The organism is Tersicoccus solisilvae, from assembly GCF_014643255.1.
Taxonomy (GTDB): domain Bacteria; phylum Actinomycetota; class Actinomycetes; order Actinomycetales; family Micrococcaceae; genus Tersicoccus; species Tersicoccus solisilvae.
Genome location: NZ_BMJI01000007.1, coordinates 92688 through 110666, shown reverse-complemented (window position 1 = coordinate 110666; position 17979 = coordinate 92688). Strand labels below are relative to the sequence as shown.

Here is a 17979-nt window from a genome sequence, read left to right as displayed (position 1 = left end):
CGCGTGGCGGCCCCGTGCCCTGTCCCGCCCCGTCCAGAAAGCCGCCGTGCCCCTTCCGCGTTTCGATCTCGACGTCGTCCACCGGCAGATGTTCGGTGGGGCGTACACCGCGATCTCGACCGACCGTGAGGTCGCCGACGAGGTGATGGCGGGACGGGTGACCCTGCGGCCGCACCCGGCGTGGGAGCTGCCGGACCCGATGGACTGGGACGCCGACCCGTTCGGCCGGCGGAACTGGCAGACCCAGCTGCACATGCTGCGGTGGTTCGAACCGGTGCGGCGGGTCGCCCTGACCGGGGACGACGCTGCGCGGGCCTACTGGTTGCGCACGTGCCGATCGTGGATCGCGAACAACCCCGCCCGGACCGGTGGGGCGAACCCGGCGTGGACACCCATGGTCGAGGCGCAACGCGCGCTGTCCCTGGTCTTCGCCCTGCCCCTCGTCGCCGCCCACAGCGATCCGTGGCTGATCGAATCCATCCTCGAACACGGGGCGTGGCTGGCAGAACCGGGCCATCTCGGCAGGGCGAGTCAAGCGCTCCACCAGCACCAGGCGCTGTTCGTCATCGGCGCGGTGTTCCACCGCGCTGACTGGACCACGCTCGCCGTCGATCGCCTCGCGGAGCTGGTCGCCGAGACCTACGACGAGGAGGGCATCGCGGCTGCCGGCAGCGTCGCTCAGCACAAGAGCACGTACCTGGCGTGGCGCACCGCCCTCAGCCGGCTCGACCGGGAGGGCATCGCCCGCCCGGCGGCCGCCGAACGGCTCGATCTCGCCGCGCTCGAACTCGCCCACGCCACCCGGCCCGACGGCACCCTGGAGAGGATCGGCGACACCGGCGTCGCGACCCTCGCGGGAGTCACGAGCGCGGAAGCGGCGTGGATGCTGTCCCGGGGATCGACCGGTGAGCCGCCCGCCGATCTCGCCCGGGTCTACCGGCGCGGCTTTGCGTTCGGCCGCAGCGGCTGGGGGGCGCATGAACGGGCGTTCGACGACGAGACCTTCTACTCGCTGTCCTTCGGGCGGGCCGACCGGGCCCGTGGTCACCAGGACGGTGGCTCCCTGACCCTGCACAGCGGTGGGCACCCGTGGCTGGTCGACGCCGGGCCGGACGTCGACCAGCAGAACCACGTGCCGACCTCCCGCGTCAGCCACAACGTGGTCGAGATCGTCGACCGGCCGTACGACCCGGCGTCCGACGTCGCACTCGAGCGGCACCACCTGACCGACGACGTCGACGACTTCCTGTTCGTCGATCGCGGGTACCCCGGTGTGGAGATCCGCCGTCGCGTGACCTACTGCCGGGGCGGTGACTTCGTCGTGGTGGTGGACACGGTGCTCAGCGACGACGAGGTGACGGCGCGTCAGCGGTGGCACCTCGACGCGGGCACCGCCGTCAGGACCAGGACCCACGGAGTCGACCTGACCCGGGACGAGTCCGGCGCCACCCTGCTCTGGAGCGGCAACATCCCCGAGATCACCGTGGCGCAGGGGGAGGGCGAGCCGGGCCCGGTGGTCACCGCCGAGCAGACGGGCACCCGGTTCCGCTACATCACCGTGATCGCCGTGCCGCCTCGGGGACACTTCGACCTCACCTCCCTGCGGTCGACGGGCGGCCGGTTGGCCGTGGCGGCGACCGTGGGCCGGCATGACTTCGGCCTCGTCCTCGACGGGGCGTCGGCCACCGCTACCCTCGGAACGCCGTCGGCCTCGTCCACCGGCCTGGAAGACGTACGGCGTGCGGCTGTCGACCGCCGCCGAGGGGCAGCAGCCACCAGCGCGGTGCCGAGGGCTCCGGGGGACGTGTACACCTCGGAGTACGGCGCCGCGCTCAAGGACTGGATCCGGTCGCAGCCGGACCTGCGATCGGCTCGCCTCGAGGCGTTGACCCGTCTGCTCGACCTGGCCCTCGACCTCGGTCCCCGCCGGACGAGCGATCAGGGTCTGCGCGCCGCGCTGATCGATGTGGCCGGCTCCGACCTGGCGGCGGAACTCGGACTCACAGCGGCGACCGTCGGGCTGAAGCGCGAACCGCTGCTGGACTGGAGTGGGCAGAGCCCGCTGCACTCGGCGACGTACGGCCTCGACATGTCGACGGTGAACCGCCTCGAGGAACTGACCGCCGTCTCCGACGGGGCGACCCTCGTCGCCGCCGATCTCGGACCGCTCGTCCTTCCGGTTGCCTACGGGCGTGGCACCAGCGACACGCTGACCGTTCGCTTCCACGGAGCGGTCAACCGGACGAAGTCGACGCTGCCGCTCTTCCAGGGTCTGACGAGCGACCTCGGAAAGGCGGACAGTTTCGCGATCTTTCAGGATCCGAGCCTGGACCTGGACAGAGGCATGACGCTGTCCTGGTACCTGGGCACCCCGGACGTCGACCTCCACCGACAGATGGCGGCCTGGATCGATCGGGTGGCCCAGCTGACCGGTTCCCGTCGCGTGCTGCTGACCGGGAGTTCCGGCGGTGGTTTCACCGCCCTTCAGGTCGCTGCGTGGCTCGAGGACGCCACGGTGCTCGCCTTCAATCCGCAGACGGATGTGGAGGCGTACTTCGCGCCGAGTGCCGAGAGGGCGCTGCGGACGTGTCTGCGCACCTCGGTCGGGAACGTGCCCGCCGACCTTCGGCGTCGGGTCTCCGTCATCGACCGATATCGGGAAGTCGAGCGGTTGCCGCGCATCCTGTACGTGCAGAACGAGCGGGACCAGCACCACGTCGAGCACCACCTGGCTCCCTTCCGGGCGATGCTGGAGGACGTTCATCCCGCCCATTCCGATCGCGTGCGGTTCATCCCTGTCGACTGGGGCCAGGGGCATGTCGCCGCCACGGCCCCACGGTATGCCCACTATCGCCAGCAGGCCCTCGAGTTCATGACGGGGGCCCGGTGACCGGTCGGAGCCACGAGCAGCACGGGCACCGTGCCGGAGAAGAACGGAGAGTCGTCGGATGAGTGCTGGACGTCGGTCCCTCACCCTCGACCGGGCCATCGTGCTGTCCGCGGCGGCGGGTGCGCTGGTGCTCCTGGTCGTCCTTCGCGCGGTCATCGCGTCGACCGCACTCCTCACGGTGGCTGCGGCCTGCGTCGTCCTCGCTGCCGTCGCGCTGGTGATCGCCCGCCGGGGTGTGGCGTCGTGGCTGCGACGCAATCCGGCCTTCCAGGCCGTGAGGGCCGCGACCCGCCGGGGCCGGGCGACGGCCAGGAGTCGTGCTCAGGTCGCGACCGACGCCGTGTTCGACCGGGCGGACGACGGAGACCCCGGCTGGAGAACGCTGATGCGACGGGATGTCGTTCGGTTGGCGGCTGACCGGGCTGATTCCCACCCGCTGGCCGTGTACGAGATGGTCGCGGCGGCCGACGCGTTCGACGCGGTGTCCCTCACCACCCTGCGCACGGTCGCCCGTGGGCTGCGCGCGCGTGGTTACACGGTCAAGAGCCAGCACCTGCTGCGGCTCGTGCTCGCGAAGGCGCCGAACGACAAGCTCGCCGCCGCCGTCGAGCAACGGGACGCCGAGGTCGCCGTCTTCTCGGGCGCCTTCGTCCCGGCGGTCGGCGAAGCGCACCCGCGCGTGGATCCGCGTCCGGGCACCGTGCTGCACGTGGTCGGCAAGGTCCTGCCCATCACCCAGTCCGGATACACCCTGCGCACCCACTACACGGCCCTGGCCCAGCGCGAAGCGGGTCTGACGGTCGAGGTGTGCAACCAGAGCGGTGAGTCGTCGCCGGAGGCGGTCGGCGGGGTGCTGGAGCGAGACGGCATCCGCTACCACGTCAGCGACGAGGCGAGTCGGACGGCGCTGCCGTTGACCGCGTGGCTGGCCGCGAACGTCGACCACCTGGCCCGGGTGACCGCCATGGTGCGCCCCGCCGTCCTGCACGCCCACTCCGATTTCTCCAACGCCCTGACCGCCCGGATCGTCGGCGACCACTTCGGCATCCCCGTGGTGTACGAGACCCGCGGGTTCTGGGAGGAGTCCTGGCTCTCCCGGATGGCGCAGACCACCGGCATCGAGGACGTCGAGGCGTTCTGTGCCCGCTGGGGCCGCCCGGACACGTACCGGTGGCGCCTGGAGCGGGAGGACCAGTACCGGCGAGCCGCCGATCACGTCTTCACCCTGGCGGACGTGATGAAGCGGCGCATCGTCGACCACGGCTGCGCTGCCGACCGGGTCACGGTGGTGCCCAACGCGGTCAGTGGTGCGCAGTTCCCCGTGCAGGCCCGCAACCCCGCGCTGGCACAGCAGCTCGGGATCCGGGCGGAGGAGACCGTCGTCGGCTACATCTCCTCGATCGTCGAGTACGAGGGCATTCCCGTCCTGCTCCGTGCCTTCCGGCAGCTGCGCGAGCGCGCCGACCGCCCCGTGCGTCTCCTCATCGTCGGGGACGGGCCCGTGCTGGCCGCGGTGACGGAGGAAGCCGTGCGGCTGGGCATCGACGACGCGATCTTCACCGGTCGCGTGCCGCACGACGCCGTACTCGACTACTACGGCATGATCGACGTCTTCGTGGTGCCCCGCACCCCGGCGGAGGTGTGCCAACTGGTGACGCCCCTGAAACCGTTCGAGGCCTTCGCCACGGGCCGCGCTGTCGTCATGTCCGATGTGAGCGCGCTCCGCGAGATCGCCGACGCGAGCGGCTCCTCGGCGCTGTTCCGGGCCGGCGACAGCGAGAGCCTGGCGGAGGTCCTCACCCGTCTGGTGGCGGACGAGGCGACGCGCGCACGGATGGCGGTGGACGGGGCGACGTGGGTGCGGGAGCATCGGTCGTGGCAAGCCAACGCGGCCGCCTACCTGCGGGAGTACCGGCGGCTGGGGGAGCCCGTCGTCACCGCCTGACACGGCGGACCGGCGTCAGCCCGCGAGGCTACTGGTGCTTCTGAACGTTGAACCGCTCGAGCATGAGACCTTCGTCCTGGTACGCCGGCAACTCGGGCCATCGTGACGGGTACTGATCCCACCGGTCTCGGTAATAGCGCAGGATGTCACTGTCGGTCCGCGTGAGGATCTCGCCGAGGGTATCGACGTGGATGAAGTGATACTGGTTGAACTGCCTACCCGCGATCTTCTTTCCGAAGTTCGTCGGATGCGCGACCATCTCCGCCTCTGTCCACGGGACCTCCACCTCGACGATGCTCTCCCCTGCCGGCACAGCGAACTCGCGCGTTGGCCGATAGGAGCGGACGCGCGGACTGCTGGCCAGCGGGTTGTATTCGCCGTCACCGATGGCCACGGCGAGCTTGGCGTCCTGTGGAGCATCGACCGTGAGCAGCACCCGGTTCGGGGCAGGCCATGAATACCTGCTGAGAAGGACCTTGAGCGTGTGCGCACGACCGTCGGTCAGCTTCACCGGGCCGTTCTTGAGCACTTCCCCCGCGGGGTCCCCTTCCGCATTCGCTGCGAACGTGCCGCTTCCGGGAATGAGCACCCGACAGTCCAGGACGTCGATGTCAGCGCCATCGACGGTCAACCGCAGCGTCGCGTCCCCTTCGAGCTTGTACCGGGAGTTCGCCAGTTCGGGGACGTCATAGAGCGAGATGACGCTCTCGATGCCGCGAACCGACTTGGCGAAGATGTCCCAGACGTTCTCGTCGCCACTTGACACGGCGAGGTCCTTGATCACACACGTCGCCCTCGTCCACCCGTTCAGCGTGCAGTTCGGGAAGACCGACGGATACTCCTCGATGATGAGACCACCATTGTCGGTGTAACGCGCGACGCCTCCATTCTCGACAGGAATCGTCAGACTGGCGAGAATTGCCGACAGCGGCTCCCGGAAGCGATCCGTCCCGGGCTCCGCCAGCAGGTTGGTGAAGACGTTGATGTAGCGGGACTGTGTCAGTCCGCTGTACCACGTCCCCTTCTTGCTGGAGACCTTGGCCTTCTCCTCGTCGTACATGAAAACAAGTCCGTCGTGCAGCACCTCCATCTGGTCGACGGCGGCGTCCGCGACTCTACACGCGGCCTCGAGGAATGTGGGATTCTTCGTGCGACGGTATTGGGCGAGATAATCGGTGATGACGTAGGGACCGTAGATGGGATGCGCAAAAAGCACTCCGTTGGTGCGCCGTCCGGGGTACCCATTGGGCAGGAATTCCACTTGGTAGTAGTCCCAGACGGCCTTCCTCGCCAAGTGGAGCGGTGGCAGCCCGACCTCACGCTCATTGGTGATGTACGCGTCCGCTGTGCTCATGCCGTCCTCGTTTTTCGGGCCACAAATTTCCCGTATTTCAGAATACCCGATGGTTCACATCGCCATTCGAGATCGTCGGCGGTCGTCGCCAGCGTCTCGCTCAGCCCGTGAATTCGTCGATTCGCTTCCCGAGACCGAGCAATTGAAGGACGGCGGCCACGGTCCGTTCGGCGGCCCGTCCGTCGCCGTAGGGGTTGACGGCGTGGGCCATGGCGTCGAAGTGCTTCTCATCGTGAAGCAGGCGATGGACCTCGGCCACGATGCGGTTCTCGTCGGTTCCGATCAGCAGTACCGTGCCGGCGGTGACGGCCTCGGGTCGTTCGGTGTTCTCCCGCATCACGAGCACCGGCTTGCCCAGACTGGGCGCCTCCTCCTGCACGCCGCCGGAGTCGGTGAGGACGACGTGGCTCATCGCGATCATGCGGGTGAACTCGCCGTACGCCAGGGGCTCGGTGACGATGACGTTCGGCAGGCCCTCGATGGCCGGCAGCACGGCTTCCCGAACCACCGGATTCTTGTGCGCCGGCAGGACGATCGTCACGTCCGGTTCGGCGGCCGCGACGCGGGCCAGCGCACGGCCGACGCCCTCCATGGCTTCGCCCTGGTTCTCTCGGCGATGCGTGGTCACCAGCAGCACCCGGCGACCACTGGAGGCCAGCTCCTCGAGCACCGGATCGGAGAACGGGATCTCCTTGCCGGCCGTGGTCAACAGGGCGTCGATGACGGTATTGCCGGTGACGACGACGTCGTCACGGTCGATCCCTTCGGCCAGCAGGTTGTCCCGGCTCGTCGGCGTCGGCGCGAGGTGAAGGCTGGCGACCTGGCTGGTGATCTTGCGGTTGGCCTCTTCGGGAAACGGCGAGAAGAGGTTGCCACTGCGCAGTCCCGCCTCGACGTGCACCACGGGAATGCCGTGCTGGAAGGCCGTGAGGGCGCCGGCCATCGTCGTCGTCGTGTCGCCCTGAACGATGACGGCGTCCGGCCGGTTCTCGGTGAAGAGCCGGTCGAGGCCTTCCATCGTGCGGGTCATGATCCCGGTGAGTGACTGACGCGGCTGCAGAATGTCCAGGTCGTGATCGGGCTTGATGCCGAACAGCTCGTTGACCTGGTCGAGCATCTCCCGGTGCTGGCCCGTGACAGCGACGAAGCACTCGACTCCGCCGGCCCGCCGCAGTGCCTCGACGACGGGCGCCATCTTGATGGCCTCCGGACGGGTGCCGAAGATCGGCATGACAACGGGCATGGGTGGCTCCCCCTGGAGATCGAGACCGGCGGCGGATTGACCCCGTCACGATTGAATCTAGGGGACATCGCGATCGGTATCGAAATCGGCTAGCCGCACGGTGGCGCGAGCGCGGTCTCCACCACGCCGCCGGTCTCGGAGACAAAGCGCTCCACCCACTGCCACGGATTCAACCGCGGCTCGCTCACCTTGACGTCCACGCGTGCGTCGGTGCAGGCAACGAGAAGCATGCGCGCCCGGGTCGCGTGGTAGCGCGACGTCACGACCGTCACGGCCGTCCAGTGACGATCGGCGATCAGCTGACCGATCGCCCGGGCTTCGCCACGCGTGTCCTTCGTGACGGGCCTGAAGCAGATGACCCGCGCCGAGGAATTGGCTGCGCACCGGGCGTCGGCGGAGGCATTGCCAGGCGTGTCGGTGTTGGACAGGACGAGGTTCGGTGTGCCCGTCGCTCGCCGCACCGACTGCGCCACCGGCAACCGTTCGGTGCTGTCCCCGCCGAGCATGATGACCGCGTTGGTGCGCCGCGCCGGTGATGAGTCGACGGTCACGAACAGTGCCAGGCAGGTGGCCAGCCAGATCAGAACGACGACGGCCGCGGCCACGAGGCAGCGGCGCACCAAGGCCGCGACAGAACCCGTCCGCTGGGTGGCGAGGGGGTACACCGAGGCAGCCCCTGCGTTGCGGTCGCGGGGGGAAGGCCCCGGCGCGAGGGTCACTGCCCCGGTATCCCGTTCAGCTCCGCTGTTGAGGCGCCGGAGCGTCGTCGATGAGCTGCCGCGTGGCGGCGGGGCCGATATTGAACAGGGCGTCGACGGCAGAGAGCCCAGGAACGAACTCGGGGTGCTGCTGCCCATACGGCTCGCTGGTGAAGCCGGTATACACCAGTTCGAGTCCCGCCGCTCCGAAGGTCTCGGCCTCCTGGTAATTGTCGCCACCGTTGCCCGACAGATAGGAAGATCCGCCGACCGCAGCGACGAGGTCGACGAGCCTCTGATCGCCCTTCGTCTCGAGGGCGAATCGCGACGATCTGACACAGGGCGTGGTGATGCCGAGCAGGCCGGCCACGTGGGAGATGAGAGCCTCGTTGAGCTCGGCCAGCCGTCCGACCGAGTGGCGTTCGATCAGTTCGCCCAGTTCCGGCATCAACTCGTCATAGAACGGCGCATTCTGGTAATTGTGCCTCAGCGTCCCCAGATGCTTCGCGACCCACTCGCCGTCAGCGGTCGTCATGTGATGGATATAGCCGTCATTGCGGTGCACGGGGACGGTCATCCATCGGCCTTGACCCTGGACCAGAACCTTGGAGCGGTTGAAGTAGCCCCTGCTCGGTGCCAGGACATCATCGAGAATGACGAACGTGTCACTGCGGCTGAGCTTGTAGAAATATCCGAGCCAGGGCAGGTAATTCGGCTGGTGGACGCCGACCACCGCAGGCTTGAGCACCTTACCCAGCTGCACGTGCTCAGAGTCCCTCCCCATCTCTCCGTAGCCGTTGGACTCGTAGAACCGGCGCGCGTCTGTGTTGGCCGTCGGGGTCTTGAGGCTAACCTTGGCGAATCCGCGCTCACGTGCTCCTCGCTCGACCGCGTGCAGGAGTTCCGACCCGAGGCCAGACCCACGCATTGATCGCCCGGTCGCAATGCGGTGCAGCCAGACGGTGTCGCCCTTCTCAGAACACAGTGCGTAGCCCACGACGGCGCCGTCACGTTCAGCCAGGCGGGACAACTCCCATTTGCGTGGCAGATCTCTGAGATAAGCAGCGTCATCCCAGGTCATCCACTCGACGTCCGCGTCCACCGCACGAAGTTCTGGCAGGCGAATCTCAAGCTGGTCTTTCTCGAGAACGGAGAAATTGAGGTTCGACATCGGGTCAGAGCACCCCCCGGTACAACGTGAACGCCTCGGCGTATTCCTCACCGATGGTGACTCCCCGCGAGTGGCTCAACCCGCGGATGAAACGTTCGGTGATGTACGGACGGTGTCGCTGTGACTCGTACTCGGCCAGCGCCGCGACCTTCAGTTCCACGTCCCGCTCCTCGAGACGCACCAGCATGTTGGCGTCGAAGGTGATGTTGTTCCACGGCATCTCATACCCCAGGATCGTCCGCGCCTTGAATGCGCGGAGAGCCTCGGTGGCCACGACCGCGTGGTCCTGATGGAGATCCTCTCGAGTCGGGCAGAAGACCACGCTCGGCTTCAGATCACGATTCAGCTCCACGAGGTGCTGTAGCACGCCCTGCCGCTGGTCCGCCAGGTACCGAACGCGGAAATCGAGCACACTCACCCGCTCGGGGGGGATGCCGAGAACGTTGGTGGCGCGCATCACTTCCGCGCGAAGTGTGCCGGGAGCGATGCCCTCCGGAAGACTCTCGTCGCAGTTGCAGAAGGCAACATAGTGAACCTCGTGTCCTTCTTTGATGAGGCGGGCGATCGTGCCGCCACAACCGAGCTCACCGTCGTCCGTGTGAGGAGCAAGGACCAGAATCCTCGACTTCTGCTGAAGCACTCTTCCTACCCTTCGTGCCTGACTTGAATTGGACCGTCTCCTAGACCGTACCGGTCGGAGAAGTGATAGAACTCTGCGCCGGGTATCGACACAGGCGCAGGATCGGCTGAAAGGAACAAAGCCTTGACCTTGATTCCGCGAGATGTCAGGGTCTGGGCAACCCTGAGGAACCGCTGGTAGCGGGAGAGGTCTCGAAATCCGATGAGCGTCACACTTCGAGGATTTCCGAGGAACGAGACCAGTTCGTCTTCACCGCTTTCCCAGGTCAACTCTTGCCGGGCTCTCAGCGCAGCCTGCTTGAAGGCATCCCTGTGGTGAAGCACCTCTGTGATTGCTTCCGCCCAATTCGTCGCAGTCACCTGTTCCAGGGTCTTCCCGAATCCGTGCTTGCGTATGATGTCGACGACATCGGGCATGGGGGGTGCTATCACCGGCAGTCCGGCGGTCAAGTAGTCGAAGAGCCGATTGGGCAATGCCACGGCACCGTTCGGATTGCTGGTGTCGCTCGTGATGAGGCCGACGTCGGCATCTGCGGCCAACGATGCGAGCCGGGAGTACTCGACGAAATCGAAGAAGTGAATTCTGTCACTCAAGCCGAGGTCCGCGATCTCTTGCTTGACCGTCGCCTCGTAGTCGGCCGGCTTGAGTCGCACGAAGGCCGCGAGATGAACATTGGAAGGTAGTGCAGCCATGGCGCGAACGACCGGTTCGAAGCCGACGACGACGTTGCCGCTCGCGAACAGCAGGCGATCGTCGGGCTTGAGGCCGCACGCGGCCCTCAGTTCGTTGGCAGGGGTCGGCTGCTCGAAGCGCCTGAAGTTGGGAAGCACATGCACCGGAGGGCCGAACCGCTCGAGCGTTGTCGCCAGCGCATTGCCCACCGTGAGGATGCCGTCCGCAGCCATGAGTGACCCGGTAGCCGCCGCATTGATCAGCTCGAGCGCCGGCTGGTGAACTCTGGGCGCCAGCGAGTGCTTGTGAACCTCGACGTTCTCGACGCAATCGCAGAAGACGCGACCACCCTTGAGGCGACTCAGCGCGAGACCTGCCGGCACGGAGCTGGGGAGCAGGCACAGATAGGCGTCCGCGGCGAAATCGACATCGGACTTGGCTACTTCGTCAAAGATCAAGCCCTGACGATAGATTCCGATGTACCGCCGCGCGGCGTTGTAGGTCGCGGTCTTCTGCGCGATCGTCTCGCGACTCGTAGCGAGCCGGTCCCGATAGAGGCGAGTGCGTTCGTCCATCGTTGCCTTGACCTGCGTGGTTCGTTCATTGGCTTGGACGACCCGTGATCGCTGCTCTCGCACGCTCCCTGCGAGTTTCGCGAGCTGCGCCTTGGAAGCGGAGACTCGCTGGTTCATCAGGTCTTTGAGCTGGGCGGTTCGCTCGTTGGCCCGGGCGAGCTGAGCGCGCTGTTCCTGCAGGCTGGCCTTGAGCTTGGCGATCTGCTCCGCGGAGGTGGAGAGCCGCTGGTTCATCTGGTCTTTGAGCTGGGCGGTTCGCTCGTTGGCCCGGGCGAGCTGAGCGCGCTGGTCCTGCAGGCTGGCCTTGAGGTTGGCGATCTGCTCCGCGGAGGTGGAGAGCCGCTGGTTCATCTGGTCTTTGAGCTGGGCGGTTCGCTCGTTGGCCCGGGCGAGCTGAGCGCGCTGTTCCTGCAGGCTGGTCTTGAGTTTGGCGATCTGCTCGGCCGAGGACGTCAGGCGTGCCAGCGTGGTCGTGAGTTCGCGATTCAGTTTTTCCTCGCGCCGGCGAAGTCGTTCTTCGCGCGCGTGCAGCTTCTCTTCCCGCTGACGCTGCACCACGATCTGATCCCGGAGCTTCTCGTTCCGGTCGCGCAGCTCGTTCAGTTGCTCCCTGGATGCCCCAGCGTGCTTGCTCGGAGCGATCTTCTGGTCGGTGCTGTCCTGGCTGCGCGTCCCCTTATTGGGCTTGATGAAGGGAAGGACGAATCCTCCGCGTCTGGCGTGCGCACGGCCGGACCTGTGTGAATCGAGAGCCGGCTGACCGGGATTCTGATCCGGCTCGCGCGCGCCCTCGGGTTCGGCCCGTGTGACCTCGGAGCGGTTGGGCGATCCCTCGCGCTCGTCGTGCACGAGCGGGCTCTCTGCAGGCTGCGGGCGGCCCGTCGGCGTCGCATCGTCGGAACCCGCGGTCTCCTCGTGCGCCTCCGGGGGACCCTGCGCGACGTGACGGGCTGAAGCGAGCTCGTGCTCTGGATCACGAGACGCACCGGTCTCGCGGAGGCGCCCAGCGCCGAAGTCTCTCGTCCCCATGTCGCCCCGATCCTAGCAGGAGGTAAAGAATGAGCATGCCGCCGGAGTTTCCCGTTACCGGGACGACGATGGAGCGGGTGCGACGTCGCACCCGCTGTCAGTCAATCGACGTTCGGCGTGGACTTCTTTCGGCCGCTGAACACATAGAGGCGATTCTTCCCCGCGCCGAGTTTGAGTTCCGTGACCTTGAAATCGTCGAGGTAGCGCGAGTAACGCTGTCGAACGGCCACCGCATCACCGAAATGACGGACGTGCCCGAACGTGTGGAAACTGGGGACAGAGAAATAGCACGGGTGTCCCTCCGGAATCTTCGCAATCAAGGCCTCGTCGTCGAGTACGTGCTCCAGAACTTCCGTGCACACAATCGAGGCGATCGGAGGCACGTCCTCGAGGCTCGACGCCACGATGTCCGACACTCGGAACTCGGTGTCCGGCACCCGGCGATCGATGGCGGAACGAATGGCTACCTGGCTGTAGTCGACGCCGACGTAGGGGATCGAGGAGCGTGACCTGAGGTATTGGGCGAACTGTCCCGGTCCGCAACCCAGATCGAAGATGCTCTGTGCTCCATCCGCCACGAGGAGGTCGCAGATGAGCGAGAAATGGCTGGCGTGCTCCAGGGCGGCGCCGTCTTCCTGGTAGTGATTGTCCTTGCCGTACACCGCGTCGTAGTAGTCGACCGAGACGACCCCTCCCTCAGGGCGGCCGGACGATGCCCACCGGTCCAGTTCGTCGACCACGGCGCTGGCGCCGGGATGACCGGGCTGCAGCGTGGCCACCCGTTGGTAGCGCTCACGGGCCTCTGCGTATCGCCCGGCCTTCATCAGGGTTGCGGCGTGCATCACCTGTGAAGGGACGTGATCGCTCTTGAGCTCCGCCACGATTCGACGGTGGTGCAGTTCAGCTCGGGAGTCTCCTTCCTCCTCCGCCAGCGCGGCGAGTGCGGTGTGCCCGGAGACCTGGTGCGGATCGAGTTCCACCACCCTGGCGAAGGCACGCTTGGCGGTGTCGATGTCGCCCTGATCCCTCGAGAACTTACCCAGTGCGGCCCACGCCGCCACCGAATCCGCCTCCACTTCGGTGGCACTGAGAAGAGCGGTGCGGGCTTCCTGAACCTGATTCGCCTCATTCAGTGCACGGCCGAGAAGAATGCGGAACCGCGCGGTGCCCGGAGCGTCCTCGACGGCACGCCGAAGCTGCGCGATTGCCTCCTCCAGTCGTCCGTGAGTCATCATGAGCGCACCGAGCGAGGCTCTCCAGCCGGCATTGTCAGGTTTGCTCGACACGGCTGCGGCGATGAGAGTGAAGGCGGCCTCCGAGTCTCCTGATTCCAGGGCCTTTCGGCCTGCGATATAGGAATCGCGCGCACTCATCTCACTGCTTGTCAAAGCACTCCTCCGGGGGTAGGGGTTCGAGAGACATTAGCACCGTCAGGAATGGTGGGAGACGACGCCGTCGGTACCGTTGGCATGAACGGTGACCGGGGTACCGGCGACGCTTCCGACGATCACGGTGATTCGCGTGGTCGCGGATTTGCCGGTCATGCGTCGGTCGATGTTCTCGAGCCTGATCGTCCACGGTAGGTGATGGGTCGACGGGGCGACCGCCGCATCCTCGTCCCAGAGGGTGGCACCGCCGATCTGCTTTCCCGCGTCGTCGTAGGTTCTGGCGAGAACACGGATGCGCACGGTGGAGGCGTCGGGTCCGACCATGCCGGGCTTGCAGGCCAAGGGGCCGTCTCCGTCGCGCGAACCGTCGACGACGGTGCACGAGGTCAGCCTCACGGTCGCGAAGACATCAAGGTGGCGCGAGTCGGTGTCGAAGCGCGTGTCCAGTACTGCTTCTGACGTCCGGCGCGTCAGCGCCGTCGCGTCCTCGAGCTCCCCATCCATCTGCTGGAAGGAAGGGTCACCCGCTGTCACCTGACGAAGCTCGACCGTGACGGGCAGGGACGCGTCTCCCATTCCGCTGACGGGGGCAGTGGCGAAGGGCGCCCCCCCGATGAGGGAGCAGGTGGTCTGCCCGTCGGGAAGAGCGGGGCTGAGCGCCTGGCCGCGAAGGGTGCCGCCGCGAGCGATGAACACGTTCGTCGTTGTCGTGCCAGTCGTCTGCATCGGGAGGTCTTTTCCGTCGGGAGAGCGGCATTCGACCCGGAACGACACCATGGCGGCCTGCGAGGAGGGGGCGTCGGCGGCCCCGACGGCGGCGTCGTAGGTGATGAGTGCGGGGTTGCCTGCTTTTCCCTCGACGTGTATCCGGGCGACCGTCTTCTCCGATGAGCCCAGGGGAATCGCGGAGCTGTCAGCCTCCGTCGAGGGCGTGCTTCCGGAGACATCGATCTGCGCCTGGCGCGGCACCAGAAGGGCGCCGGCCGTCAGGCCGAGCGCGAACACCACGGTGACAACGATGAAGGCGGCCAGCAGCCACCGTTGGCGTTCGCCGCCGGGATGCGTCACTCTCCGTTTCCTTCCTCGTGGTTCCGGTCGTGGCGCGGAGAGCTCTGCTCGAAACGCCCATCCGAGGATAGCCGCCCGGGCGATGCGCTCGGTCGAACCCACAGGCCGTCGTCGACCCCGCTGATAGGCACCGAGGGCGGCAATGACCTGCGAGGCGCAACCGATAGATTGGTCGATTGTGAGAAAAGGATGTGCGTTCCCAGGGAGAGCGAATCGCGTTCTCGTCCGCGGGTCGAACCGATCAGGAGCCTCGACGCGGCCGGCGTGGGCACGGCGAACGCGATGAACGATCGGGGTGGCGGCCACGTCGAGGCACTGGATCTCACGGGCCGAGTGTCCGGGGCTCGCGAGCGCGAGGGCGAACCGAGCCTCGACGGCGTGAGCCGACAGGTGCCGGCGGTGACGAATCGGCGTCCTCGGGTCGTCGTGGTGGCGATGAAGCCCCAGATCCGCGGTCGGATCCGCCGCAACGTGCTCACCTTCCTCGACATGGGCGCCGAGGTGATCATCGTGAATACGCGGCCCCGCGACGACTTCCTGGTCGGACTCGATCATCCGCGCCTGCAGGTCCACTTCCTCGACCCGCGCTCGCTGGCGGTGCGCTACACGGAGCACCTGAGCGCGACGAATGGCGCGAGGCGCGAGCGCCGGGAGCGCAAGCGCGACGCGCGTGAGCGCCGCACGCGCGCCGGCGAAGGCGGTCGTCCGCCGGAACTGGCGCTGTTGGCACTGCTTCCGGGAGGTGCACGGCTGATCACGAACCCGCGAGCGGTCAGGACCGCCCGCAGGGTGGTCCGCAACTGGAGGCGGGGGAGCCGCTGGGCGATACGACAGGGTCGAGCTGCCCGCACCGCCCGAGACCAGTCCATCCGCCGCTTCCTCAAGCGGTTCCACCGGATCAACCGGTTCGAGGAGTTCTGGCGGCTGTCCGCACGACGCGTCCAGGACCTGGCGCCCGACCTCGTGGTGAGCTCCGACCTCCCGGGTCTGGTGGGTGCCAATCGGGGAGCGCGCCGGGCGCGGGTGCCGCACCTGCACGACTGCCACGAGCTCTACCTCGAGAGCACCACCTTCGGCCCGCGCGAGCGAGCACTGCTGCGCCCGATCGAACAGAAGTACATGCGGCGCGCCGACACGGTGGTGATCGTCAACGAGTCGATCCGCGACGAGTATCGCGAGCGGTACGGAGTCGACGGAGTCGTGTTGCGCAACTGCGGTCCCCGGATCACCGCCGAGCAGCGGGAGAAGCGGGTCGATCTGCGTGGACTGACCGGGCTGACGGACGACGACCGGGTCGTCCTGTACCAGGGTGGGTTCGCCGCCGGGCGCGGGCTCGAGTTGTGCATCGACGCGGTCGAGCACTTCCCGGTGGGCGCCCACCTCCTCCTGATCGGGTACGGCACTCTGCAGGAGATGCTGGCGGCGCGCGCCGAGCATCTCGGTGTCGCCGATCGCGTCCACTTCCTGGGGGCGGTGCCGCCTCACGAGCTGCCTTCCTACACGATGGGCGCCGACGTGGGCCTGATCCCGTACCAGCCGGTCTCGATGAACAACCGCCTGGCGCTGCCGAACAAGGTCTTCGAGTACACCGGTGCCGGGATCCCGTTCGTCGCCACCGACATCCCGGAACTGCGGCGCGTCGTGCAGGGGAGCGGATGCGGGGAACTCTTCGCCGCCGGGGACACGCGCTCTCTCGCCGCCGGCGTCCGCAGCGTCCTCGATCCCGCCGCGTACCCGCGATACCGGACCGCGGCCGAGACGTTCGGTCTGGCCAACACCTGGGAATCCGAGCGCCGGATTCTTGTGGGCGCCGTGCGTCGTCTCGCCCCGCACGCGAATTGGGACGCGCAGTGAATGACGTCGTGCGGACAGTTCAGCGGGGTGAGAAGCGTCGTCGCTATCGTCGAGGTGGTCTCAGGGACAGTGCGGCCTTCATGTCGCCCTGTCGAAGGAAAGGGCAAGAATCATTCGTATCGCGGCCGTAGTTCACAACGGCGTCTTCCACGATGCTCGGGTACTCAAGGAGGCCGGGACGCTCAAGGCGCTCGGCCACGACGTCCGGATCTTCGGCCTGACGCCGAACGAGGACGAGGAGTTCGTCCTGCCGAATGGCATCCCGGTGCACCTGGCACACCGGGACACCAGCATCATTCGTGCCCGGATGCGCGAGGACGGCCTGGAACCGACCAGGGAGAACTCCGTCCTCACCTCCTTCGGCGTCCAGGGCGAACAGGTGTTCGCCAAGGTCCGGGACACGTTCGAGCCGGAGGCCGTCCACGTCCACGACCACGTCGTGCTCACCGCGGCCGGCAGGTTCAAGGAGACGTTCGGGTGCCCGATCGTCTGGGACGCGCACGAGATCTACGAGGACCTCGCCGGTCTCGAGGACGTCCGCCGCGTGGTCAACCCCCGCATCATCCGGGAGAACGTGCCGAACATCGATGCGTTCATCACCCTGAACCGGAGCATCGCCGACTTCTACGCCGAGAAGTACCCGGGCCTGCCGACCGCGACCCTGGTGCCGAACGCGGTGGAACGGGTCTCGATGTCGGAATATGACGGACGCCTGCACGACGCCGCGGGTCTGGCCCGGGACCAACGGGTGCTGCTCTTTCAGGGCGGATTCGCCCCGCACCGGGGGATCCCCTCCCTGCTCGAAGCGGCCACGCTGCTCGACGAGCGCTGGTCGCTGGTGTTCATGGGGTGGGGGAAGCTCGACGGCCAGATCGACGAGGCGGCGGCCCGCGCGGATGACCGGCCGGAAGGCCGCAGCCGGATCGCGAAGATCCCCGGGGCGCCGCACGACGAGCTGCTGTCCTGGACCGCGGGGGCGTCCCTGGGGGCGATCCCGTACGAGGACACGGGACTGAACCACCGCTTCTGCTCGCCGAACAAGCTGTGGGAGTACCCCGCGGCAGGAGTGCCCATGCTGGCGACCGACATGCCCGAGATGGCGCTGCGGATCAACGAGTGGGGCATCGGCATCACCGTCGGGCGAGAACTCGATCCGCACGACATCGCGGCCCGGGTGAACGCGGTGACCGCCGCGGACCTCGACCGGATGCGCGAGTCCTGTGCCCAGTTCACCGCCAACGACAACTGGCAGGCGTACGAGCCGCGGATCGCCGACATCTACGCCGGTCTCATGCACGAGGCCGCCGCGTCGGATGCGACAGCGGACGCCGAGCGCGACCACCGCGAGCGTGCCGGCACCGCATCCGGGCTCTGGGGCCGGCTCGTCAACTCCTCCCGGAAGCTCTTCACCAACTGACCCGACCGCACACCGCGCACGTCGAGCGCGTGTCC

The 17979-nt window shown here is 67.2% G+C and carries 12 protein-coding genes; 4 read left to right on the top strand and 8 right to left on the bottom strand.

Annotation, left to right across the window (positions count from 1 at the left end; translation table 11 throughout):
• Window positions 1-46 precede the first annotated feature (46 nt).
• Both IEX22_RS08085 and IEX22_RS08080 read left to right on the top strand, forming a co-directional pair.
• Window positions 47-2890, top strand: a complete 2844-nt coding sequence (locus IEX22_RS08085) for a heparinase II/III domain-containing protein (protein WP_188667826.1) — start codon at window positions 47-49, stop codon at window positions 2888-2890.
• 58 nt (window positions 2891-2948) lie between these two features.
• A complete protein-coding gene (locus IEX22_RS08080; RefSeq protein ID WP_188667825.1) occupies window positions 2949-4835 on the top strand; it encodes a glycosyltransferase in 1887 nt (628 codons plus the stop codon).
• A 28-nt stretch (window positions 4836-4863) separates the two neighbouring features.
• Here IEX22_RS08080 and IEX22_RS08075 read toward each other — a convergent pair whose 3' ends face one another.
• From IEX22_RS08075 to IEX22_RS08040, 8 genes are all read right to left on the bottom strand, one after another.
• Window positions 4864-6189, bottom strand: a complete 1326-nt coding sequence (locus IEX22_RS08075) for a D-glucuronyl C5-epimerase family protein (protein ID WP_188667824.1) — start codon at window positions 6187-6189, stop codon at window positions 4864-4866.
• A gap of 100 nt (window positions 6190-6289) precedes the next feature.
• Window positions 6290-7432: a non-hydrolyzing UDP-N-acetylglucosamine 2-epimerase gene (gene wecB, locus IEX22_RS08070; protein ID WP_188667823.1), complete on the bottom strand. Its 1143-nt coding sequence runs from the start codon at window positions 7430-7432 to the stop codon at window positions 6290-6292.
• An 89-nt stretch (window positions 7433-7521) separates the two neighbouring features.
• Window positions 7522-8097, bottom strand: a complete 576-nt coding sequence (locus IEX22_RS08065) for a YdcF family protein (RefSeq protein WP_188667822.1) — start codon at window positions 8095-8097, stop codon at window positions 7522-7524.
• Between the two features lie 70 nt (window positions 8098-8167).
• A complete protein-coding gene (locus IEX22_RS08060; RefSeq protein ID WP_188667821.1) occupies window positions 8168-9301 on the bottom strand; it encodes a WbqC family protein in 1134 nt (377 codons plus the stop codon).
• Between the two features lie 4 nt (window positions 9302-9305).
• Window positions 9306-9941 carry a PIG-L deacetylase family protein gene (locus IEX22_RS08055; RefSeq protein ID WP_188667820.1) on the bottom strand — a complete coding sequence of 212 codons (636 nt, stop codon included), beginning with the start codon at window positions 9939-9941 and terminating at the stop codon, window positions 9306-9308.
• Window positions 9942-9946: 5 nt separating this feature from the next.
• Window positions 9947-12217: a glycosyltransferase gene (locus tag IEX22_RS08050; protein WP_188667819.1), complete on the bottom strand. Its 2271-nt coding sequence runs from the start codon at window positions 12215-12217 to the stop codon at window positions 9947-9949.
• Window positions 12218-12318: 101 nt separating this feature from the next.
• Window positions 12319-13590: a tetratricopeptide repeat protein gene (locus IEX22_RS08045; RefSeq protein ID WP_188667818.1), complete on the bottom strand. Its 1272-nt coding sequence runs from the start codon at window positions 13588-13590 to the stop codon at window positions 12319-12321.
• Between the two features lie 57 nt (window positions 13591-13647).
• Complete coding sequence (locus IEX22_RS08040; protein WP_188667817.1) at window positions 13648-14673, bottom strand: hypothetical protein; 1026 nt, start codon at window positions 14671-14673, stop codon at window positions 13648-13650.
• On the opposite strand from IEX22_RS08040, the gene IEX22_RS08035 reads away from it, so the two are divergent.
• Window positions 14647-16527 (top strand): glycosyltransferase, encoded by a 1881-nt coding sequence (locus IEX22_RS08035; RefSeq protein WP_188667816.1) that lies wholly within the window; start codon window positions 14647-14649, stop codon window positions 16525-16527. The genes IEX22_RS08040 and IEX22_RS08035 overlap by 27 nt on opposite strands.
• Before the next feature lie 88 nt (window positions 16528-16615).
• Window positions 16616-17944, top strand: coding sequence for a glycosyltransferase (locus tag IEX22_RS08030; RefSeq protein ID WP_306464433.1), 1329 nt, complete (start codon window positions 16616-16618; stop codon window positions 17942-17944).
• The last annotated feature ends 35 nt before the right edge of the window (window positions 17945-17979 follow it).

Bases quoted from the DNA above. Each gene is read 5' to 3' on its own strand.
- IEX22_RS08080 (WP_188667825.1), top strand. From the start codon at position 2,949: ATGAGTGCTGGACGTCGGTCCCTCACCCTCGACCGGGCCATCGTGCTG.
- IEX22_RS08075 (WP_188667824.1), bottom strand. From the start codon at position 6,189: ATGAGCACAGCGGACGCGTACATCACCAATGAGCGTGAGGTCGGGCTG.
- wecB (WP_188667823.1), bottom strand. From the start codon at position 7,432: ATGCCCGTTGTCATGCCGATCTTCGGCACCCGTCCGGAGGCCATCAAG.
- IEX22_RS08060 (WP_188667821.1), bottom strand. From the start codon at position 9,301: ATGTCGAACCTCAATTTCTCCGTTCTCGAGAAAGACCAGCTTGAGATT.
- IEX22_RS08050 (WP_188667819.1), bottom strand. From the start codon at position 12,217: ATGGGGACGAGAGACTTCGGCGCTGGGCGCCTCCGCGAGACCGGTGCG.
- IEX22_RS08045 (WP_188667818.1), bottom strand. From the start codon at position 13,590: ATGAGTGCGCGCGATTCCTATATCGCAGGCCGAAAGGCCCTGGAATCA.